Origin of the sequence: Erwinia tracheiphila, assembly GCF_021365465.1 — a bacterium.
Classification (GTDB): Bacteria; Pseudomonadota; Gammaproteobacteria; order Enterobacterales; family Enterobacteriaceae; genus Erwinia; species Erwinia tracheiphila.
Genome location: NZ_CP089932.1, coordinates 3771854 through 3794716, shown reverse-complemented (window position 1 = coordinate 3794716; position 22863 = coordinate 3771854). Strand labels below are relative to the sequence as shown.

General features: G+C 51.1%; 14 protein-coding genes and 7 pseudogenes. 11 read left to right on the top strand and 10 right to left on the bottom strand.

The window, feature by feature from the left end:
* Positions 1–115: 115 nt before the first annotated feature.
* The 3 genes from LU633_RS19730 (at position 116) to LU633_RS19720 (ending at position 3943) form a co-directional block, all read left to right on the top strand.
* Positions 116–1438, top strand: a complete 1323-nt coding sequence (locus LU633_RS19730; protein WP_046371900.1) for an IS4 family transposase — start codon at positions 116–118, stop codon at positions 1436–1438.
* 189 nt (positions 1439–1627) lie between these two features.
* The gene (locus LU633_RS19725; RefSeq protein ID WP_046372050.1) at positions 1628–2824 is read left to right on the top strand and encodes an IS256 family transposase; all 1197 of its coding nucleotides are present in this window, start codon (positions 1628–1630) and stop codon (positions 2822–2824) included.
* Between the two features lie 78 nt (positions 2825–2902).
* Positions 2903–3943, top strand: coding sequence for an IS481 family transposase (locus LU633_RS19720; protein WP_046372049.1), 1041 nt, complete (start codon positions 2903–2905; stop codon positions 3941–3943).
* A 152-nt stretch (positions 3944–4095) separates the two neighbouring features.
* Here LU633_RS19720 and LU633_RS19715 read toward each other — a convergent pair whose 3' ends face one another.
* The 3 genes and pseudogenes from LU633_RS19715 to LU633_RS19705 all read right to left on the bottom strand — a co-directional run bounded on the left by LU633_RS19715 (position 4096) and on the right by LU633_RS19705 (position 6172).
* Complete coding sequence (locus LU633_RS19715) at positions 4096–4446, bottom strand: hypothetical protein (protein ID WP_016192069.1); 351 nt, start codon at positions 4444–4446, stop codon at positions 4096–4098.
* Between the two features lie 221 nt (positions 4447–4667).
* A pseudogene (locus LU633_RS19710) lies at positions 4668–5437 on the bottom strand (IS3 family transposase); the annotation flags it as partial.
* 37 nt (positions 5438–5474) lie between these two features.
* Positions 5475–6172 (bottom strand): IS1 family transposase gene (locus LU633_RS19705; RefSeq protein WP_233481941.1). Its coding sequence is split into 2 segments (ribosomal slippage): positions 5475–5911 and positions 5911–6172, totalling 699 coding nucleotides; the frame shifts between segments, so codons are not numbered across the junction.
* A 127-nt stretch (positions 6173–6299) separates the two neighbouring features.
* Between LU633_RS19705 and LU633_RS19700 the strand changes: the two genes are divergently transcribed.
* A complete protein-coding gene (locus tag LU633_RS19700; protein ID WP_082103774.1) occupies positions 6300–6959 on the top strand; it encodes a hypothetical protein in 660 nt (219 codons plus the stop codon).
* A gap of 34 nt (positions 6960–6993) precedes the next feature.
* On the opposite strand, the gene LU633_RS19695 is transcribed toward LU633_RS19700, so the two are convergent.
* Positions 6994–8034 (bottom strand): IS481 family transposase, encoded by a 1041-nt coding sequence (locus LU633_RS19695; protein WP_046371791.1) that lies wholly within the window; start codon positions 8032–8034, stop codon positions 6994–6996.
* Between the two features lie 101 nt (positions 8035–8135).
* Between LU633_RS19695 and LU633_RS19690 the strand changes: the two are divergent.
* Positions 8136–8639, top strand: a pseudogene (locus tag LU633_RS19690) (hypothetical protein); the annotation flags it as partial.
* Positions 8640–8730: 91 nt separating this feature from the next.
* Here LU633_RS19690 and LU633_RS19685 read toward each other — a convergent pair.
* Positions 8731–9851, bottom strand: a protein-coding gene (locus LU633_RS19685; RefSeq protein ID WP_152664200.1) for an IS3 family transposase whose coding sequence is annotated in 2 segments (ribosomal slippage) — positions 8731–9593 and positions 9593–9851 — 1122 coding nt in all. Because the reading frame shifts where the segments join, the coding sequence is not laid out codon by codon here.
* A 561-nt stretch (positions 9852–10412) separates the two neighbouring features.
* Between LU633_RS19685 and LU633_RS19680 the strand changes: the two are divergent.
* Both LU633_RS19680 and LU633_RS19675 read left to right on the top strand, forming a co-directional pair.
* Positions 10413–11410: pseudogene (locus tag LU633_RS19680) on the top strand (IS110 family RNA-guided transposase).
* A gap of 416 nt (positions 11411–11826) precedes the next feature.
* A pseudogene (locus LU633_RS19675) lies at positions 11827–12852 on the top strand (helix-turn-helix domain-containing protein).
* A gap of 256 nt (positions 12853–13108) precedes the next feature.
* Here the strand turns inward: LU633_RS19675 and LU633_RS19670 are convergent.
* Complete coding sequence (locus tag LU633_RS19670; protein WP_016192065.1) at positions 13109–14137, bottom strand: HlyD family secretion protein; 1029 nt, start codon at positions 14135–14137, stop codon at positions 13109–13111.
* Between the two features lie 2 nt (positions 14138–14139).
* Positions 14140–15732: an MFS transporter gene (locus tag LU633_RS19665; RefSeq protein WP_016192064.1), complete on the bottom strand. Its 1593-nt coding sequence runs from the start codon at positions 15730–15732 to the stop codon at positions 14140–14142.
* Between the two features lie 161 nt (positions 15733–15893).
* Here LU633_RS19665 and LU633_RS19660 point away from each other — a divergent pair, with 161 nt between their 5' ends.
* Both LU633_RS19660 and LU633_RS19655 read left to right on the top strand, forming a co-directional pair.
* Positions 15894–16676: an IclR family transcriptional regulator gene (locus LU633_RS19660; RefSeq protein ID WP_016192063.1), complete on the top strand. Its 783-nt coding sequence runs from the start codon at positions 15894–15896 to the stop codon at positions 16674–16676.
* 6 nt (positions 16677–16682) lie between these two features.
* Positions 16683–17024, top strand: a pseudogene (locus LU633_RS19655) (universal stress protein); the annotation flags it as partial.
* 58 nt (positions 17025–17082) lie between these two features.
* Here the strand turns inward: LU633_RS19655 and LU633_RS19650 are convergent.
* The 3 genes and pseudogenes from LU633_RS19650 to LU633_RS19640 all read right to left on the bottom strand — a co-directional run.
* Positions 17083–18006, bottom strand: a pseudogene (locus tag LU633_RS19650) (IS481 family transposase); the annotation flags it as partial.
* A 233-nt stretch (positions 18007–18239) separates the two neighbouring features.
* Positions 18240–18644, bottom strand: a complete 405-nt coding sequence (locus LU633_RS19645) for a hypothetical protein (protein ID WP_016192058.1) — start codon at positions 18642–18644, stop codon at positions 18240–18242.
* Positions 18641–19854 (bottom strand): annotated as a pseudogene (locus LU633_RS19640) (conjugative transfer ATPase); the annotation flags it as partial. The gene LU633_RS19645 and the pseudogene LU633_RS19640, both read right to left, overlap by 4 nt.
* A 566-nt stretch (positions 19855–20420) precedes the next feature.
* On the opposite strand from LU633_RS19640, the gene LU633_RS19635 reads away from it, so the two are divergent.
* Together LU633_RS19635 and LU633_RS19625 are read left to right on the top strand one after the other, a co-directional pair.
* Positions 20421–21595, top strand: a protein-coding gene (locus LU633_RS19635; protein ID WP_152664199.1) for an IS3 family transposase whose coding sequence is annotated in 2 segments (ribosomal slippage) — positions 20421–20676 and positions 20676–21595 — 1176 coding nt in all. Because the reading frame shifts where the segments join, the coding sequence is not laid out codon by codon here.
* 484 nt (positions 21596–22079) lie between these two features.
* A protein-coding gene (locus tag LU633_RS19625; protein ID WP_325175730.1) for an IS1 family transposase occupies positions 22080–22777 on the top strand; the annotation gives its coding sequence in 2 pieces (ribosomal slippage) (positions 22080–22329 and positions 22329–22777; 699 coding nt in all).
* Positions 22778–22863 lie beyond the last annotated feature (86 nt).

The window sequence follows — 22863 nt, the reverse complement described above, 5'->3', positions numbered from 1 at the left end:
AACCTTTCAAGGCCCATTGTCAGATCAAGTCGCGACTAATACATTTAAGGATCGGTTGACCGATCCGGTTTATGCGGTAAAAAGGGTTCTATGTTCATCATGGAACCCTTTTTAAATGGAACTTTCCCAGGCCCTCGGCATCATCAATGCCGCCACTCCTGAGCGCGCCCGTAGTCTCGCCGACCTTATTCCTCCCGAGCTTATTCAGCAGGCGCTCACCCTGACCGATACCGTTACTTTGCGTAAACGTAAACTTTCCCTCGAATCCATGATTTGGCTTGTCGTTGGGATGTCCATTTTTTGCGATCGTCCGATGACCGAAATCGTCAATCTGATGGATATTACTGACCGGACCGGAGCTCCTTTTACCGCACGCAGCGCTGTCATTCAGCGCCGTAAGACTCTGGGTGAAAATGCAGTGCGGGAGCTTTTTGATATCACACAGCAGCACTGGAATCAGCAGGCTGCACATCCAAAATGGCACGGTCTGAATCTGTTTGCTGTCGACGGCGTGGTCTGGCGTACCGCCGATACGCCGGAAAACAGAGCCGTCTTCAGTAAACACAGCAGCCAGTACGGCGAAGGCGGCTATCCTCAGGTGCGAATGGTTTGTCTGATGGAGCTGAGCAGCCATCTGATCGCCGCCAGTGCATTCGACAGTGAAAAAGTCAGTGAAATGCGGCTGGCTGAGCACCTGACGGAGAAAACCCCGAATAACAGTATCACCCTGTTCGATAAGGGATTTTATTCGATGGGTCTGCTTCATCACTGGCAGACAGCAGGAGAACACCGTCACTGGTTGTTGCCGTTGAAAAAACACGTACAGTATCAGGTGGTTCGCCGTTTGGGGCGTGGAGATGAACTGATATGCCTGAAAACCAGTCCACGAGCCAGGAAGCAATGGCCAGGGGTCCCGGAAGAAATGGTGGCAAGACTGCTGACCCGCAGGGTAGACGGTAAAGAGAGGCAGGTGCTGACGTCACTGACAGACCCGAATCGCTATCCGGGTAAAGATATCAGCGAGCTATATCGCCACCGCTGGGAAACAGAACTGGGCTACCGGGAAGCAAAGCAGGGTATGCTGGACAGCCGGTGGACATTACGCAGTCGCCTGCCGGAGCTGGTGAGACAGGAGCTATGGGGGGTACTGCTGGCTTATAACCTGGTGCGATATCAGATGGTGCAGATGGCGTTCCATCTGAAAGGAGATTACCTGCCTTACCAGCTGAGCTTCAGTGGAGCGATAAGCGAAATAATCCGGATGCTGATAACCCTGCCCTGGGCTTCGCCGGGAAAAATGCCGGGAGAACTGAGAACCCTGTATGAACAGGCGAAATGGCTTGTGTTACCGGGTAGAAGAGAGCGAAGTTACCCGAGAGAGTTGAGGGTAAAGAGCAGGAAATATCCGGATAAAAAGGTTGCTGGTCACCTTAAGTGACCAGCATTAACCGCCTGGACGGTCACTACTGAGAAAAGGCATTTACACAGAATCGTGTACAGGGTCTCAGATCAGGCCTGAGCTGGTACAGCTGCTGTTAATGCGACAGAACCCTTTCCGAGCCTGTAATTTAAATTGTGTATCTGCCTGTTTTTGATATCTTCATTTCGATAACGGAGACAGGTAATTATGGACGAAAAAAGACTCAAAGCCCTTGCGGCTGAACTGGCTAAGGGGCTGAAAACCGAAGCCGATCTCAACCAGTTTTCCCGCATGCTGACGAAGCTTACAGTTGAAACTGCGCTCAATGCTGAGCTGACTGACCACATCGGACACGAAAAGAACGCACCCAAAACAGGCTCAAATACCCGCAATGGTTATTCGTCAAAAACGTTGTTGTGCGACGATGGTGAGATTGAAATCAGTACACCACGTGATCGTGAAAGCACCTTCGAACCTCAGCTTATTAAGAAAAATCAGACACGTATTACGCAGATGGACAGTCAGATCCTGTCGTTGTATGCAAAAGGCATGACCACCCGGGAGATTGTCGCCACCTTCAAAGAAATGTACGATGCGGACGTCTCACCCACGCTGATATCGAAAGTCACTGATGCGGTGAAAGAGCAGGTATCTGAGTGGCAAAACCGTCCGCTGGATGCTCTGTATCCCATTGTTTATCTTGACTGTATTGTCGTAAAAGTTCGCCACAGTGGCACTGTAATTAACAAAGCCGTATTCCTTGCTCTGGGTATTAACACCGAAGGCCAGAAAGAATTACTGGGCATGTGGCTCGCAGAAAATGAAGGTGCGAAGTTCTGGCTCAGCGTGCTGACTGAGCTGAAGAATCGAGGTCTCCAGGATATCCTGATTGCCTGCGTGGATGGCCTTAAGGGCTTTCCGGATGCGATAAACAGCGTGTACCCGCAGACGCATATCCAGTTGTGCATTATTCACATGGTACGCAACAGCCTGAAATACGTGTCATGGAAGGACTATAAAGCCGTTACTGGCGGTCTGAAAGCGGTTTATCAGGCTCCGACAGAAGCAGCAGCGCTGATGGCCCTGGATAAGTTCGCTGATGTCTGGGACGACAAATATCCGCAAATCAGCAAAAGCTGGCGTGCACACTGGGAAAATCTCAATACGTTCTTTGGTTATCCACCAGATATACGTAAGGCTATCTACACCACGAATGCCATCGAGTCGCTGAACAGCGTTATCCGGGCAGCGATAAAGAAACGCAAAGTGTTCCCGACAGATGACTCAGTGCGCAAGGTGATATATCTGGCAATCCAGTCGGCCTCGAAAAAATGGAGTATGCCGATCCAGAACTGGCGGCTGGCAATGAGTCGCTTTATTTGTATTAGTCGCGACTTGATCTGACACTGGACCTTGAAAGGTTGAGAGTTACCGGTTTTGATATGGGTGTCTAATCCTTAAACAAAACGCGAGGTAACTCTCATGATTCATACTAACAATCCCATCATCAAACACAAAGCCGGCCTGCTCAATCTCGCCGAAGAACTCGGTAACGTATCAAAAGCCTGCAAGATCATGGGCGTGTCACGCGACACGTTTTACCGTTATCAGGAACTGGCTGCTGAAGGCGGCATCGATGCGCTGATTAACCAGAACCGCCGCGTCCCCAACCTGAAGAACCGCGCCGACGAAGCCACTGAACGCGCTGTTGTTGAATATGCCGTTGAGTTCCCGGCCCACGGGCAACACCGGACCAGTAATGAGCTGCGTAAAAAAGGCGTGTTTATCTCCGGTAGCGGCGTGCGCTCCATCTGGCAACGGCACGACCTGGAGAACTTCCGTAAACGCCTGAAGGCACTTGAGGAAAAGGTCGCCAGAGAAGGCATCGTGCTTACCGACGCTCAAATCGCAGCGCTGGAGAAGAAGGCCCACGATGACGAGGCCAGCGGAGAAATCGAAACTGCTCACCCGGGTTATCTCGGGTCGCAGGACACCTTCTACGTGGGCAATCTGAAAGGTGTGGGTCGTATCTACCAGCAGACGTTCGTGGATACGTACTCGAAAGTGGCACACTGCAAGCTGTATACGAGTAAAACGCCGATCACCGCCGCAGACCTGCTCAATGATCGCGTACTGCCGTTCTACGAGGCTCAGGGACTGCCGATGCTGAGGATCCTGACCGACAGGGGAACGGAGTACTGTGGTAAGGTGGAGCAGCATGATTACCAGCTGTATCTGGCCATCAACGATATCGACCATACAAAAACGAAGGCGATGTCTCCGCAGACGAACGGCATCTGCGAGCGCTTCCATAAAACTATTTTGCAGGATTTTTATCAGGTTACGTTCCGTAAGAAGTTATACGAAGACCTGGAGAGCCTGCAAACGGATCTGGACAACGGGTTGTGGCATTACAATAATGAGCGAACTCATCAGGGAAAAATGTGCTGCGGGCGTACGCCAATGGCCACGTTACTTGATGGTAAACGAGTCTGGGCAGAAAAAAATCTGAACCAGATTTAATCTGACAGACACCTGTATAAATAACCGGTAACTGTCAGATCAGGTCTGAGCTAGTACACTTTATTATCGAGTTTGGTGACCGCCTGAGCGATCACCTTTAATACGGTGGCAGATACACAGAATTATTTACAGGGTCCCCTTTCCCTCTATTTCTACATGAACTTTGTTTCTTTTTCCCATCCCTTTATACTCATGCACTGGTAAAAACTGCGTCTTCGACTGTCATCATTTACATCCATTACATAACTTTGAGTCTCTGGTCTTTCAGTGGTTTTATATTTTTTCCCTTCGCAGTCATCATTTTTTTTGCATTTTTCATATTTCTTCGAGTATATCGTTTTCTGCGCTACTTCATTTTTAACGGGGAATTTGTTTTCTGCCTGAGCTTCGCAAAATGTTTTTGCTGTTAAGAAATCTTCAGCGGTTGCTCTGTTTTTTATCCAATGGGAAGAACACCCACAGAGCAGGAATGGTAACAGAATTATACTGGATATTGATTTCATGTAAGTCCTTAAAGTTTACGTTCTGAATTTTTTTCAGCACAGATAATAATACCTTATTTTACCTTTTACGCTGACAAATGGCTCTGTTACAAACATTACTATCGCTGATAGGCTTTACTTCCATTTTCACCAGTAAAGTTACTCATGAACGTATTTAAAGGTATGCATTTTCAAAGAGATATCATCCTTTTGGCGGCTACCCTCGTAATATGGACATGGCCCTAAACGAGGTGATGGCTTTCAAATTGTTCCGGGCTGAGTCCTCCACAAGCACTGTGGTAACGCCAGCGATTGTAATCGCATCCGATATAATTAAACACAGTCGTCCGCATTATTTCCCGGCTGGCAAAGCTTTCTCCGTGAATACATTCCACGCAGGCATTACCATAACAGCAGCCTTTTGCGTTCATGCTCCCGCGCAGATTATGCTGTTTCAGTAAGATCTGATAATCCGATGAGCAGTAGTGCCCTCCACGAACCGTGTGAACAATAACATTTTCCGGGCGTTTACGCCGCCAGATCGCCATTTGCAATGCATCACACGTAAGCTGTGCCGTCATACGCGGTGACATTGGCCAGACAATAACCGCCGCGGCCACAGGTCGATGACCACCGCCAGGTATAACCAGCCTTTGTCTGTACGGAGATACGTGATGTCTCCTGCCCATTTTTAGTTCGGGCCGCTGACGCTGAAGTCCTGATTCAGCAGATTATCTGATACAGGCAGACCATGTTCACGGTAGCTGACCAGGCTGAACTTCCGGGTAACTTTCGCCCGCAGCCCCTGACGACGGAGGCTGGCGGCAATGGTTTTGATGTTGTACTCCGGTAGTTCATCAGCAAGACGTGGCGCACCATAACGCTGTTTCGCCTCCGTGAATGCCTTACGGACAGCAGCATCACAGATGAGCCTGAACTGTTGTCGCTTGCCTGGCTGATGGCTGCGCAGACGACGGACATACCAGCCGCTGCGGGCAACCCGAAGTCTGCGTGAGGTGGTCTATGCAAAATTCGGTCGTGACGCAGATTTATTGATAATGATGAAGAGTAAGATACCAACCGATGATCTTATCGTGCATTTCCTCTGACTTCGAAAAGCAAATTGTTCTGCGGGTCAGTCGTTTGATATGTGTGCGAAGATTAAGATTATGTCGTTCTGTCCGTTGGGTATATTTCTTGCTCACCACGTGGCCTGTTGCACTTAACAGAACTTTATAAACCGGCCACGCATCTGTCATATAAAAGGCAATGTTAAATTTGCTTAACAGGGCCGGCAATCGTCGCAGGGTCGGGGCATTTCTCGGGCCGAAGACGTGGGCCAGAGCACGTTTGCGGATACGGTCATAAGCATAGAACAACCACCGGGGATTGCTTTTACACCGCACGTAAGACCATTGTTCACCGGCTTCACAGCAGATAACAACCTCCGTTTCGGGGTCGATATTCTCAGCTACCTGCTTTGGCGAAATTTTTTTAAGTGCCGCAGAATCGTATTGAGGCTGATACCGAGAACCCGTGCGGTATCGCGACATCCGTAACCATTCATGGCCATATTAACAATGGTCTGGTGTGTGTCTGGTTTGGCACCGGCGTAGCTAAAGTTGAGCAGAAAGGTCTTTGAACAATGCTTGCAGATGTAACGTTGGGCACCGGATGCTGAATGTCCGTTACATCGTACAGCATGAGTTTCATTGCACTGAGGGCAGACGACATCAACTTTAGCCATATGTTACATCCAAAGCGCAAAGCATACGTGATCAGCAAGTCTGCGTCACGACCGACTATTAAGTCTGTTACAGGGCTTTGCACGGAGCCCGTTTATTTTGCAGGAACAGAATGGAGTCGGACTGATAATGTCTGTTACTTTACGTAAATTAAAACAAGCAATATTGATATCCACGCTTTGTCTTATTACCGCTGAGGCCTGCGCAGCAGGTGTTGCCAAAACTGCAGCAGACGCAATGAGCTGCCAGCCAGATGCGGGTAATAATAAGAACGGATACGGGGCATGCCCTTTTCTGGGCAAGGTTTATGACGCTGACCCGGTTTTTAAGAAAGATATCGATGACAGTCTGAAGTCTGCAGGACTTAACGGATTACTGGGACGACGTGGTTTAATGAACGGCCCGGACCGTGGATTGTTTCCCGTGGATGTTAGTGGCGAGAAGTGGTTGCAGGGCTTTGTCTGTGAGCGAGGCAACTGTGGTGACCATTATTTGAAAATTCTGTATATCCCCTCAGAACATGTTGTTGCTGGTTTTTATTACAACGGGGGTGAGGAAAAAATGTTTGGCGACGTCGGGGACGCAGAAGCAAAAGTCTTGCGCGGTGACATACAAGAAGATACGCCACAGCAACAGACTCCGACGATGGCAACAGCGACATCGCCGGATGGTGCACTGGCTAACACTATCTGGACCTTTAAGGGAGATGGAGGAAAATCACTCTGGCAGGTCTGTGGTGGAGAAAACAGCAGTTGTACCATTATTTGTACTAGCTCAGACCTGATCTGACAGTTACCGGTTATTTATACAGGTGTCTGTCAGATTACATCTGGTTCAGATTTTTTTCTGCCCAGACTCGTTTACCATCAAGTAACGTGGCCATTGGCGTACGCCCGCAGCACATTTTTCCCTGATGAGTTCGCTCATTATTGTAATGCCACAACCCGTTGTCCAGATCCGTTTGCAGGCTCTCCAGGTCTTCGTATAACTTCTTACGGAACGTAACCTGATAAAAATCCTGCAAAATAGTTTTATGGAAGCGCTCGCAGATGCCGTTCGTCTGCGGAGACATCGCCTTCGTTTTTGTATGGTCGATATCGTTGATGGCCAGATACAGCTGGTAATCATGCTGCTCCACCTTACCACAGTACTCCGTTCCCCTGTCGGTCAGGATCCTCAGCATCGGCAGTCCCTGAGCCTCGTAGAACGGCAGTACGCGATCATTGAGCAGGTCTGCGGCGGTGATCGGCGTTTTACTCGTATACAGCTTGCAGTGTGCCACTTTCGAGTACGTATCCACGAACGTCTGCTGGTAGATACGACCCACACCTTTCAGATTGCCCACGTAGAAGGTGTCCTGCGACCCGAGATAACCCGGGTGAGCAGTTTCGATTTCTCCGCTGGCCTCGTCATCGTGGGCCTTCTTCTCCAGCGCTGCGATTTGAGCGTCGGTAAGCACGATGCCTTCTCTGGCGACCTTTTCCTCAAGTGCCTTCAGGCGTTTACGGAAGTTCTCCAGGTCGTGCCGTTGCCAGATGGAGCGCACGCCGCTACCGGAGATAAACACGCCTTTTTTACGCAGCTCATTACTGGTCCGGTGTTGCCCGTGGGCCGGGAACTCAACGGCATATTCAACAACAGCGCGTTCAGTGGCTTCGTCGGCGCGGTTCTTCAGGTTGGGGACGCGGCGGTTCTGGTTAATCAGCGCATCGATGCCGCCTTCAGCAGCCAGTTCCTGATAACGGTAAAACGTGTCGCGTGACACGCCCATGATCTTGCAGGCTTTTGATACGTTACCGAGTTCTTCGGCGAGATTGAGCAGGCCGGCTTTGTGTTTGATGATGGGATTGTTAGTATGAATCATGAGAGTTACCTCGCGTTTTGTTTAAGGATTAGACACCCATATCAAAACCGGTAACTCTCAACCTTTCAAGGTCCAGTGTCAGATCAAGTCGCGACTAATACACATTTGAGTATGCAAATAAAACCCTCAAAGAATATCGTAACGAGCCAAAAGAAACTCGGCACGATATCGTTAATAATTACGTTGGTTTTAAAAGTGTACCGGTCAGCGCTGCAGATGCTTTTTATGCCTGTATGAGCGAATACACTTTTACTAAAGATGATGATTTAAAACTCGGTGATGTGTTGGGGTGTTGTTTCAACGACTTCGAGAGGGATCCAAAATCTCTGAATAACAAAATTAACCTTGATACATTCAAAAATAATTTCAGCAGTTGGGACGGCTTTTATCGTCCGTTAGAGAAGATGATAAAAGCCAGCATGAATGATGATTCCTCTTATAAACATGTTTCAACGGTCTATCATCTGATTTTGAATAAAGAGCCACATGCCATTGTAAAAACCACGTTTCGCGGTACTAATTCTTATGGTGGAGTGGTCAAACAGATCGTAGCGGCCCGTGTTGATGTGCGAACGGGTGACGTTGTTTCGATACTCGACAATTAAGCTGTTACAATAACAAACCCCGCCAGTGCTGAAACTTGATTTCAGTGCTGGTGGGGTTGAACTGACCTGCCCCCAGTATTAGATACAACCTTCAGTTAGTAATGTCGGTTGGTTTTTCTTCATGTTTCCCGTTTCGCCAGCATGCTGCAAATTCAAGCGGCGCCTGGTAATTCAGCGATGAATGAGGTCTGGACTCGTTATAATCCTGCCGCCAGTCATTAATGATTTTCCGGGCATGAAGAATATCGCTGAACCAGTGCTCATTCAGGCATTCATCCCGAAAGCGTCCGTTAAAACTCTCAATAAATCCGTTCTGTGTTGGCTTACCCGGCTGGATAAGTCGCAGTTCTACACCATGCTCAAAAGCCCACTGTTCGAGCGCACGGCTGGTAAATTCCGGGCCCTGATCGGTTCTTATCGTTGCCGGATAGCCGCGAAACAGCGCGAGGCCGTCCAGAATACGTGCGACCTGAACGCCTGAAATACCGAAAGCGGCGGTGATCGTCAGACACTCCTTCGTGAAATCATCCACGCAGGTCAGGCACTTAATCCGGCGGCCGCTGGCAAGTGAATCCATGACAAAATCCATCGACCATGTCAGGTTCGGCGCATCCGGGCGGAGAAGCGGAAGCCGCTCAGTCGCCAGACCCTTACGGCGTCGCCTGCGTTTTACACCGAGACCGTTAAGGTGATAGATGCGGTAAACCCTCTTGTGGTTGACGTGAAGGCCCTCCCGACGCAATAACTGCCAGATGCGCCGGTAACCAAATCGGCGACGTTCAAGTGCCAGCTCTGTGATACGCAGAGATAGTTGCGCGTCAGCAGCCGGACGCTGAACCGAATAACGGCAGGTTGAAAGGGACAGACCGGCCAGCCTGCAGGCACGACGTTGCGACAGACCCGTTATCTCACACATGACTTCCACGGCTTCCCGCTTCTGGTCTGTCGTCAGAACTTTCGGCCCAGAGCCACCTTAAGCGCCTCCTTATCCAGCATGGCTTCAGCGAGCAGCTTCTTGAGGCGGGCGTTCTCCTCTTCAAGTGACTTGAGCCGCTTCACTTCGGGGACTTCCATGCCGCCAAACTTCTTGCGCCCGGTGTAGAAGGTAGCGTCTGAAATAGCATGCTTGCGGCAGAGTTCCCGGGCCGAAACCCCGGCTTCGGCCTCGCGGAGAATACTGATGATCTGTTCGTCGGAAAATCGCTTCTTCATGGGGATGTCCTCATGTGACTTATGAAGACATTACTAACATCGCGCTGTATTAATCAACGGGGAGCAGGTCAGGATGAATCGCTTTCGTCGGGTCCTGATCAGATGGGGAAAGAAGACCGAAAATTACGAAGCCATGTTGCATTTTGCCTGTGGTCTCATCGTCTGGAATAAAGTCCTGTTGAGACAGGCTCTAAGTGGGTTCCAGAATTAATATTCATCCATGAAAAACTTAGTCCACTTGATATTATAATCCTTATGTCTCGCTATCCTCTTACGGGTAGGTTCGTTGGTATGCCTGAAAAGATCAATGTTGAAAGATATATAAGAAGTAGATATTCGCTGCTGCGCCCGTAACTGTCGTTAATGGCTTGTCTGCTGACGAAGACGCACAAAAACAAATTTTGTACGCCTTCGTCCAGCGCCGATAACTAAAGGTAATGAAATGAGCGCCTCCCTCCCTCGGTCAATACCGAGATCCAAAGCACTGACCCGCGAAGACTCAGTGCTCAATCTGAAAAGCATGCATTGATGCTTTCCCGATTAATCAGGAGGGAGTGAGAGATGAAACCTATGCCAGTTGGTGTCGACATTGCGAAGAACGTTATGCAGATCCACTACGTGGATACTGAAACAGGGGAGATATTCAGTAAGGCCATCCGGCGTGCCAAGTTTCTTGAGTTCTTTACCAACCAGGCTCCCTGCTGTATCGGCATGGAAGCATGTGGTGGTGCTCATCACCGGGCGAGGCAACTGGCCCGACTGGGCCACCAGGTCAAACTGATACCGGGCGAATTCGTCAAGGCCTTCAATATCCGCAACAAAAACGATATTGCCGATGCACAGGCCATCTGGCGGCCGTACAACAGCCAGGCAAAGCGGTGGCCGTTAAAACCGAGCAGCAGGCCATGCTGGCCCTGCACCGGATACGTTCTCAACTGATGAAGTTCAGGCTGATGCAAACCAACGCACTACACGGATTACTGGCAGAGTACGGTGAGGTGATGGCAAAAGGGTATGCCAGCCTGCTACGGTCTGTACCGGACATTCTTACACGCCTTACCTGCTGTGCTGATCGACAGCCTGCGTGAACAACTGAACGAGATACAACGGATAGACAAACGCATCACCGACACTGAGAACGTCGGATACGCGAACTGAGTAAAGACGAGCCTGGCGTAAAGGCCATCAGCGACATTCCCGGCGTGGGTCTACTGACAGCAACAGCCGCGGTGGCCTCGATGGGCGACGCAAAAGCCTTTCGATCAGGTCGCGAATTTGCCGCGTGGATCGGTCTGGTTCCGCGACAGAAAGGTGCTGGAGGAAAGCTCCAGCTACTGGGGATCAGCAAACGGGGTAACAAGTATTTGCGAAAACTGCTGGTCAATGGTGCCCACAGCGTCATACAGAACGCGAATGAACCCGGTCCCTGGGTCCCTGCGTTGCTGACGCGGCGTCCCATTAATGTGGTCTCCGTGGCACTGGCCAACAAAATGGCCAGAACGATATGGGCGGTACTGGCACATGGCAGACCTTACCTGAGAGGCATCGCTCCCTCCTGAAGCGTCTGCAACAAGCAGCCTCAGGGCTTAAGCGTAGAAGCGAATATCAACAGGTTGCACAGGCAGTGTATGTAATGACAAAACAGGTCAGACCGGGACTCACCAAGCCTGAAAGAAATATTGAACCACGGGTTCGCAGAGGTAATTGAGGCGTGAGTCAGCGGATTTAATTAGGGTCAGCAGCCGCTTCCACGGCTGCATAAAGACCGGATATATAGCCGCAATCGTCCTGTCCGTCATGAAGTACAAAGTTTGGCAAACGGGAGGTGCTCATATATATTTCTTTCAACGCTTGGGGGATTCTTTTGTTAAGCCTTATTCGTCGCGACGTGATCTGACACCGGACCCTGCAAGGTTGGGGGTTACCGGTTCTGATATGGGTGTCGAATCCTTATACAAAACGCGAGGTCACCCTCATGCTCCATACTCACAATCCCATCATCAAACACAAAGCCGGCCTGCTCAATCTCGCCGAATAACCCGGTAACGTATCAACAGCCTGCAAGAGCACGGGCGTGTCACGCGACACCTTCTACTGTTATCAGGAACTGGCTGCTGAAGGCGGCATTGACGCGCTGGTTAACCAGAACCGCCGGGGTCCCAACCTGACGAACCGCGCCGACGAAGCCACTGAACGCGCGGTTGTTGAGTACGCCGTTGAGTTCCCGGCCCCCGGGCAGCACCGGACCAGTGATGAGCTGCGTAAAAAAGGCGTGTTTACCTCCGGCAGCGGCGTGCACGCCATCTGGCAACGACACGATCTGGAGAACTTCCGTAAACGCCTGAAGGCGCCTGAGGAAAAGCTCGCCAGAGAAGCCATCGTGCTTACCTGTGCCCCAATCGCCGCGCTGGAGAAAAAGGCGCATGATGATGAGGCCAGCGGCGAAATCGAGACCACTCACCCGGGCTATCCCGGGTCGCAGGACACCTTCTGTGCTGGCGACCGTATCTGCCCGCAGACGTTCGTGGATACGTACCCGAAAGTGGCACACTGCAAGCGGTATACGAGTAAAACGCCAATCACCGCCGCCGGCCTGCTAAATGATCGGGTACTGCCGTTCTGTGAGGCCCAGGGGCTGCCGGTGCTGAGAAGACTGACCGACAGGGGAACGGAGTACTGTGGTAAGGTGGAGCAGCATGATTACCAGCTTTATCTGGCCATCAACGATATCGACCATACAAAAACGAAGGCGATGTCCCCACAGACCAACGGCATCGGTGAGCGCTTCCATAAAACGATTTTGCAGGATTTTTATCAGGTCACGTTCTGCAAGAAGTCATATGGGGAGCGGGAGAGCCTGCAAATGGATCCGGACAACGGGTTGTGGCATGACAATAATGAGCGGACTCATCAGGGGAAAATGTGCGGCGGGCGAACGCCAGTGGCCAGGTTACCTGATGGAAAACGTGTTTGTGCAGAAAAGAATCTGAACCGGATGTAATCCGACAGACACCTGTATAAATAACCGGTAACTGTCAGATCAGGTCTGAGCTAGTACAAGTAAAATAAAAGATATTCCCATCAACGCGTACTTCATCGGATAAACTCCCTGCTACCTGTCTCACTCAAACCGATTGAACCCAGGTGGTTGCATTCAAAACGGTTACTTTGCCATAAGTCGTTCATGGCAGGATCGCGGGCTAATCTACTGACTCTTTATCGTAAAATAAAGTTATCGCTGTACGAAGTTAACTTATTCAGGGGAATTCGATTGTTGGAACGACCGACATCCCGACGCGTAAACGGGCCAAATCCTGCTGATTGGGGTCCAGTAGAATTTTCACCGGCAGACGCTGAACAACCTTGGTGTAATTACCCGTCGCGTTATCGGCGGTAATGGCCGCAAAGGTTGAACCTGTTGCCGGGGCAATACTGTCAATATGACCGCGTAAGATTACCCCTGGCAACGCATCCACCCGAACTGAAACCGGCTGTCCCGTATGCACATTGTCGAGCTGCGTTTCCAGAAAGTTCGCTGATACATAACTTTGTTGTAACGGAACCACGGCCAGCAACCGCGTACCCGCTGAAACCCAGGCACCGGGGCGGGCCGAACGCTGTCCGATAAAACCGGCAATCGGGGCAGTGATACGCGTGTATGAGAGGTTGAGGCGAGCCTGATCGACACTTGCCTGTGAGGCAGCAATATTTGCCTTAGCCTGTCTTATCTCCGCTTGTAAAACGGTCACTTCTTTTCGTGCTGACAGTGCTACAGCCTCATTTTGATGAAGGGCTGCAGCGGCCTCGCGCATAGTAGCGACGGTTTTTTGTTGTTCGTCTGCGGTCGCGGTTCCGCTGACCAGCAGACGACGATAACGACCGGCATTCTGTCCGGCATATTCCAGCGCCGCCTGGCTGGCGCTGACCGCAGCATCGCTTTGTGCAATAACAGCCTGCTGCTGTTCGAGCTGGGCCTCAGTGCTGGCCAGCTTTGCTACACTGATTTTTAAATTGGCTTCAGCGCTCTCCAGCGCAACGCGATAATCCCTATCGTCCAATGTCGCCAGCAGCTGGCCTGCTTCGACGTGCTGATTATCACTCACGCTCACAACATGAATATAGCCTGATGCCTTTGGTGCCACGGTGGTGTAATCAGCCATGATAACTGCGTCTTCCGTACTGTTTTGACGGAGGTGCATACCTGACCAGACAAAAAGTATGGCTGCCAGCACCAGCAGTATCATCAAGGCCAGCGTTATAATTCGTCTGGTGGGAGTTAAGCGCATGATTATGATCTCGTGGTGGTTACAGGGTGTATAAGCGTCTGAGGAGGATAAACCCGGCGGGGCAGCCAGAGGGTAAACAGCACCAGCACCACCGTGAAACAGGCAATGGCTAAATACGTATCGCTGATGCTAAGAATCACCGCTTGATGCTTAATTAGTGTACTAAAATGGGCTAAGTTTTCGACCGAGCTTGCTGAACCATCCGCAAGCAATGGTTTAATACCCCCCGCGTCGCTGCTGTTTTCTGCGGTTATACGCCAGGGCTGATTATCCAGTCTGTCGAGTAAGGTAAATGAGTGGAATTTCTCCCGATGCGTCAGAAAGTTCTCAATCAGAGAACCAGCTCCAATGCTGGCAAACCCTCGAACGCTATTAAACATAGCCGACGCGTAGGGCCCCTCCGTCGGATGGATCACGCTGGTGGAACTCATCAGCACAGGCAGAATCAGCATTGGCTGGCCCACGGCCTGCAACAGCTGAATTTGCCAAAAATTCTGCCGTGCCCAGTCACTGGTTATGTACATGCCTGACAGGCAGGAGAGGCACAATAATGCCGCACCACAGCAAAGCATCCAGCGACTGTCAATCCATCGACGATTGAGCAAGGCGGCCAATAGAGGGGCTAAAAGCAACTGTGGTACACCGACTGTGAGTGCCAGTGGAACAAACTGACTGCTGCGAAACCCCGCGACCTGAGAGAAATAGGCTGAAGGTAAGACAGAACCAGAAAGCGTTACCAGCAGTATTCCTGCCAAGGCTAGCAACCCGTGCGTCAGATTACGGCGTGCCAGCAATTGCAGTTTAAAAAGGGGGAGCGGATGAAACCATTCATTAATTAAGAACACCATCAGCAGAACACTTGATGCAAGCAGTAGGGTGACAATCAGCGGCGAACTGAACCAGTCGAGCCTTTCTCCCTGTGTCAGGGCAAGAATCATCAGGGCAATACCGCTACAACCGGTCAACATGCCAGCTAAATCGATCTGCCGAAAACGCTCGAGCCGTACTGGGTCCTGAGGCAGTCCCAAGGCTATCATCAGGCTGGCAACGCAAAGGGGAGGAATAACCTGCCAGAATACAAACTGCCAGCCAACGGTGTCCGTCCAGAAAGCAGCGAGTGATACAGCAATATTTGGCCCAAATGTGGCAGTAAGGGCATAAGCGGCCAGTCCATAAAGTTTGATACCGGGCGGTAAAAAACGCAGTGCGACGGTCATCAGCAGAGGCGGCAGCGCCCCGCCCAACATACCCTGAATGACACGCAGGGCGATAAACAAAAATGGAGAGGGAGCAAAGGGTTGCAGTGCGCCAGTAATGGCAAAACCACAGGATACAGCCAGCGCAAAACCGCGTAGTGAGAAAGTTACGGCAAACCATGGAGCAATCATCATCGCGGCAACTTCTGCGGCCTGGTAAGATGACGTTATCCAACTGGCACCATCGTAATCAAACCCCGTAGCCGCACGAATATCGACCAGTGCTATATCAGTTACCCGATCATTTAAACAGGAAGTGAGCGCCGCGATCAATACACCGATCAAACCCAGGGCGAGGCGCAGAGTAAAGGGATGTGCGGCGGTAGTCTGAGTTGTCATAGTGGCTGCTCTGTAGGGCAAATAAGTGATGCACTGTATCGTATGATGAGATTTTCCGCGCTAATACTATCCTGCGAATAAGTGTATTGCAATGCGGTACACTGTGCTACAACACAGAAAAGAGTGCTACCATAATGGTCTGATGCAAGTAAGGAAGCCTTATGACTGAATCCTCAGGTGTGCGCGACGATGAACGCAGTGGCGGCATTCAGGTTATATCTCGCGCCGCTAACATACTGAATGCACTAGGAAATCGTCCTGATGGCATGAGCCTTGGGGAGATTGCCCAGGCTGTTGATTTGCCGCGTTCCACCGTTCAACGCATTGTTGCAGCTCTGGACTCTGTTCAGCTTGTACGCAGCTCGGGAGCCAGCGGAGTCAGGCTCGGGCCGGCACTCTTACGGCTAATTGCAACCGTTCACACCGATGTGGTGGCCATTGCTCAACCGTGGCTGCAGGCGTTGAGCGACGCTACGGCGGAAACGGTCACCCTTGCCCGTGCCAGTGGTTTGCAGCTGGCTATTGTGCATTACGTGGTTGCTGACCGTGAACTGCGGGTGGTGCCGCGTATCGGGCTTCATTTGCCGCTTTGTAGCACATCAGGAGGCAAAGCCTTACTGGCACTGGAAAGCGATCGGCAGGTGAAGGCGTTGGTAGGAAACGATTTTGACGCTATCACCGATTCTATGGTGAAATCGTTTTCCGAACTGCTTGAACACCTGGAGCAGATTCGTCGTACCGGGGTGTCTTACGGTCGGGGCGAAACGCTGGAAGGGATTTCCACGATGGCGGTTGCCATTGATACCATATTGGGACGCTATTCTGTCAGTTTACTGGTTCCTTCTGGTCGTTTTCAGCAGCATGAGGCGCGCTATCGCACAGAGATCCTGAAATGCAAAGACGCGCTGGTGAATGAAATAGGTAAAGCGTCCATACGGGACTGAGGGGGGATGCAAACGCTTTTGGTAGCGGTCGATAATTCTGATATTGCGCGCAAAGTGACCTTGCGGGCTGTTGAACAGGCAAATGCACTGGCAGCTCAGGTGGTAGTCATATGCTGCATTGATGCCAGCTATGCGGATACCACAGCGACGTCAGTGATAGAAGCAGGTGAAGATCCGGGTGATTTTGGCAGTGCGCTTGATGAACAGAATACCGCTGAAGCGGTGGTGCGCCGGGCGCTGTCTGTGCTGCGGAGAGCGGGGGTGACTGCCTCAGGCAGGGTGATAGCAGGTGAGGCAGCAGAAAGCATCGTTGCTTCTGCCAATGAAATTGGCGCGGCAATGATCATTTGTATTAGCTCAGACCTGATCTGACCATTACCGGTTATTTATACAGGTGTCTGTCGGATTACATCCGGTTCAGATTCTTTTCTGCCCGGACACGTTTTCCATCAGGTAACGTGGCCACTGGCGTTCGCCCGCAGCACATTTTTCCCTGATGAGCCCGCTCATTATTGTCATGCCACAACCCGTTGTCCGGATCCGTTTGCAGGCTCTCCAGCTCCCCATATGACTTCTTGCGGAACGTGGCCTGATAAAAATCCTGCAAAATCGTTTTATGGAAGCGCTCACCGATGCCGTTGGTCTGTGGGGACATCGCCTTTGTTTTCGTATGGTCGATATCGTTGATGGCCAGATAAAGCTGGTAATCATGCTGCTCCACCTTACCACAGTACTCCGTTCCCCTGTCGGTCAGTCTTCTCAGCACCGGCAGCCCCTGGGCCTCACAGAACGGCAGTACGCGATCATTTAGCAGCCCGGCGGCGGTGTTCGGCGTTTTACTCGTATACCGCTTGCAGCGTGCCACTTTCGGGTACGTATCCACGAACGTCTGCGGGCAGATACGACCCACACCGTTCAGATCGCCAGCACAGAAGGTGTCCTGCGACCCGGGATAGCCCGGGTGAGTGGTCTCGATTTCGCCGCTGGCCTCATCATCATCCGCCTTTTTCTCCAGCGCGGCGATTGGGACACAGGTAAGCACGATACCTTCTCTGGCGAGCTTTTCCTCAGGCGCCTTCAGGCGGTTACGGAAGTTCTCCAGGTCGTGTCGTTGCCAGATGGCGCGCACGCCGCTGCCGGAGGTAAACACGCCTTTTTTACGCAGCTCATCACTGGTCCGGTGCTGACCGGGGGCCGGGAACTCAACGGCATATTCAACAACCGCGCGTTCAGTGGCTTCGTCGGCGCGGTTCGTCAGGTTGGACCCCCGGCGGTTCTGGTTAACCAGCGCGTCAATGCCGCCTTCAGCAGCCAGTTCCTGAGTTTGATGATGGGATTGTGAGTATCAAGCATGGGGGTGACCTCGCGTTTTGTATAAGGACTGGACACCCATATCAAAACCGGCAACCCTCAACCTCGCAAGGTCCGGTGTCAGATCACGTCGCGACTCATACAATTGAATCTATCCTGACAAACTGAACGCGGGCTCTTTACCGCCCGCAACCGCAACCTGAGGCTTACGCAGCCAGCAAACCGCGCTGCCCGCATAACCCACAGGCCCGCTTAACTGCACACCCCGCCGCAGGCCACCCGGTCAATCTCCTTCAGCACCCACTGCATATCGGTGGCATCCGGCACGCAGATATTCCAGCGAATACCGGTCCTGAACTCGCCTTCTCCCGGCCACAGCGTATTGCCGGTGACGGTGATGAGAATATCCGGCGTTCTGCCCCTGCTGTCTTCCAGATGCACCGCCAGACAACTGCGACGCCCCACCCGGTGTGGGTACGCCGACAGCAGCACCGGTTTTTCCAGTCGCCTGAGTATTTCCTCCCGGAGTTGTCCCAGCGCCACGCTGTCAGACTCACCAACTGACGCCAGCCCCTGCGGCGGGACAGTAAAGATGACGGTGGCAATCAGCACCCTGTCAGGGACGACCGACGGCGGTTCCATAATCAGTTTTTTCATGCTGTCCTCTGTTCAGTATGCAGGCCACGGCTTTCATCCAGTCGGCGTACAACGTGGAACGCCGCCTCCAGTTCGCTACAGTGCATCTGGTTCATGATGTCACGCCGTTCGGCTTTTTCCTCTTTCTCCTTCATCCCCAGCGCCAGACAGAGACTGGGCGGCACGGCACGGAATAATGCCTGTACCTTGCGCGAGAGGATCACCCCTTCGGTATATTTCCTCGGGAGTTTGGTGGCCGACAGCAGCATGGTTTTCTGCTCGTCGGTCAGCGTTTTAAAACGGGCAATCTGCTCCACCTCATCCGGCGGCATCACCAGGCAGATCCACCACTCCGCCATGTTCAGCATTTTTTTCGCCGTATCGGGAAAGTCGGCCAGGTTCTGCGTAAACAGCCACAGCCATGCGCCGAGCTTACGCCACATCTTTACAATTTTGGTGGCATACGGTCCCAGCAGCGGACTGGCGGTAACGATATGCGCCTCATCGATGGGCACGATGGTGTCGCGATCGCTGTACTGCTCCCGTTCAGCGATATTATTGATGGTGTTGAGCAGAGACATCACCGCTATCTGAGCCTCGTAGCCTTCGCGGGCCAGCGCACCCGGGTCGACAATGGTCATGTCCGATTCCGGCCACGGCGTGCCCGGACGGTTGAACAGCTCCCCCTCAAAGCTCTCGGTAAACATGCGCAGCGCTTCCGACATCTCCTCCGCCCGCGCCCGCCGGGCGGCGGTCCGTTTCTCACGACCATCCTCCCCGATGCTGACATCACGGGCGATATTCTGTAGCGCAAACATCAAATCTTCCGGCAGCATCTGCCGGTTCTCCTCATGCACCTTACGGGCAGCAATCATCATCGCCTCACGGATCATCCCCCGGTCAGGGCGTGTCATCCTCCCCTCCTCCGCAGCTTCACCGCCGGTTATCATCAGGCGGGCCGCAATTTCCATTTCGCCCGGCACGTCACGTTCTTCATCCTTATCGTCGTCATCGCCCCCGTCCTCGTCAATATCTGGCAGATCCTCTTCGCTGACCATCAGCGCATCCGGTCTGGCCCGCATCAGCAGGTGCGAGTCGGCAAACGGCGCGAGCGAGATAACCTTACCCGGCTTAATGCTCACCCGGTGGACCGTCAGGCGCAGTGGTCGCCAAAAAGTCCGAAGCTGTTACCCGCTTCCAGCAGAAAGATGCGTGGCCTGTAGATGGCCAAAGGGACAGCGCATGGAAAGACTCCGTTGTAGAGATTCCTGCGCTATTTTCAGGATGTGCCGAATGGGTTAAAGGAAGAACTCTGACCAGTAGTAAAAAGAATTCAGAAGATGACACGTTTAGCATCGGAGCGCGATAGCGCCAAACATAAAAAGCCATACGTGCGCAAAAATTGAAGACGCCACAGAATACCAGTCCATCCTGGAGTAAGCTCATAAAATAAATCATCTGAATAACCGACAATCAATATGTCCTCTTTTCAGTGAATTCTCATCTCACTGCAACTTTTATGGAGTGGTGGTATATTCGCCAACCAGACGATTTAAAGTATTGTCAAAAACAGGAATGGCGACAAGGTATTGAGCCGGCGCAAAAAAACACTACTTCATAATTTTGAAGGAAAGGAGAAAACGCTATGGATTCGGCATTGCTGTCAATAATGCAGTCGGGCGGCAGGAACAGAGCCTGGGCAGAAACAATGGTTAATATGGAAGTGTAGTGGCACACTAAACCTGTCCACCTGAAAAGAGGTGATATCATCACCTCACAGTCAGAACAGGTGACATTATGACCGGACGAACCAGAAGAACTTTCAGCCCTGAGTACCGTCCTGAAGCTGCACAGCTCGTACTCGACCAAAATTATTCTGTTGCCAATGCTGCCAGAGCTATGAACGTCGGTGTTTCCACGATGGATAAATGGGTTCGCCAGCTCAAGGACGAACGGGCAGGGAAATCGCCTGATGCAATGCCCATGACACCGGAACAACTCGAGATGCGTGAGCTAAAAAAACAGATACAACGCATTGCAATGGAAAACGATATCTTAAAAAAGGCTACCGCTCTCTTGATGTCAGACTCCCTGAAAAATTCTCGTTAGTTGAGAAACTCAGGAAGCGGTTTCCTGTTGCCATTTTATGCAACGTGTTCGGGGTTCATCGCAGCAGTTATAAATACTGGCGTAAGCCGAAAACTCCCGATGCCTCACGTGTGGCATTACTGAGTCTTGTTCGGGAAGCTCACCACGCCAGCAATGGCTCTGCGGGTGCACGTAATATCGCTGCCATGGTCACGGCGAAAGGTACGCGTCTTAGCCGCTGGCACGCAGGAAAACTGATGAAAGAACTGAATATTATCAGTTGCCAGCAGCCCGGACACCGCTATAAAAAGACATCAAAAGAACATGTTGAGATCCCGAGCCACCTGCAACGTCAGTTTGCCGTGAATGAACCAAATCAGGTCTGGTGCGGCGATGTGACTTACATCTGGACGGGGACACGTTGGGCATATCTGTCCGTTGTTCCGGACTTATTTGCACGTAATCCTGTTGGCTGGGCGATGTCATCTTTCCCCGATTCATCGCTGACTGGCAAAGCATTATCAATGGCATGGGAGCGAAGAAATAAACCGGCAAACGTCATGTTCCATTCGGATCAGGGAAGCCATTATACAAGCACTCATCTCAGACAACTATTATGGCGATACCAGATTAAACAAAGTTTGAGCCGACGGGGTAGCTGCTGGGATAACAGCCCGATGGAACGCTTCTTCCGCAGCCTTAAAACGGAATGGATACCAGACACCGGCCACAGTCATTCCAGTGAAGCACAACGCAGCATCACGAATTACATAACAGGTTATTACAGTCATCTCCGGCCCCATCAATATAATGGTGGAATGACACCGAACGAATCAGAACAGCGGTTCTGGAAAAACTCTAAAACTGTGGACAGCTTTTGTTGACCACTACACAGACGCGATTATTTAGGGGCAAGGTAAAACAGATTGCCCTGTCAGAAGTAGTTTCAACCTTGCAAAGATATCCATTGGTATGCGTTTGCGTTCTTTAATATAAATAATTGCTCGTAACGTCGTGTGCTAATTTATTATGATAGCGTTGAGGTGTGAATCTCTTTACGTGTAATAATGGCATAGGCAGCCTGCCTTTTAAACCTGTCAATCGTCAAAGTATGGCTGTTAAAAATCACTGACACGGTAATTAGCACAGTGTAGTAAAACGGATAAATTCCATAATAACTCACCTGTATTTTTCAGTAAAAAACCCGATCTCAGAAAAAACACGTTCTGCATGCATCTTTCCGGTCTCTGCCTTGAGTCAGGTCATCAGCTTTGCAACATAAGTCCTGTGCTGGTCTTTTTTTGATCCGAATTGCGGTCGTGACGCAGACTTGCTGAACACGTATGCTTTGCGCTTTGGATGTAACATATGGCTAAAGTTGATGTCGTCTGCCCTCAGTGCAATGAAACTCATGCTGTACGATGTAACGGACATTCAGCATCCGGTGCCCAACGTTACATCTGCAAGCATTGTTCAAAGACCTTTCAGCTCAACTTTAGCTACTCCGGTGCCAAACCAGACACACACCAGACCATTGTTAATATGGCCATGAATGGTTACGGATGTCGCGATACCGCACGGGTTCTCGGTATCAGCCTCAATACGGTTCTGCGGCACGTAAAAAAATTTCGCCAAAGCAGGTAGCTGAGAATATCGACCCCGAAACGGAGGTTGTTATCTGCTGTGAAGCCGGTGAACAATGGTCTTACGTGCGGTGTAAAAGCAATCCCCGGTGGTTGTTCTATGCTTATGACCGTATCCGCAAACGTGCTCTGGCCCATGTCTTCGGCCCGAGAAATGCCCCGACCCTGCGACAATTGCTGGCCCTGTTAAGCAAATTTAACATTGCCTTTTATATGACAGATGCGTGGCCGGTTTATAAAGTTCTGTTAAGTGCAACAGGCCACGTGGTGAGCAAGAAATATACCCAACGGATAGAACGGCATAATCTTAATCTTAGCACACATATCAAACGACTGACCCGCAGAACAATTTGCTTTTCTAAGTCAGAGGAAATGCACGATAAGATCATCGGTTGGTATCTTACTCTTCATCATTATCAATAAATCTGCGTCACGACCCGAATTGCCCTGTAGTTATTGTAAAATAAAAGTATTTTAAGTTAATTTCTTTGTGTAATTTTATGAACAAG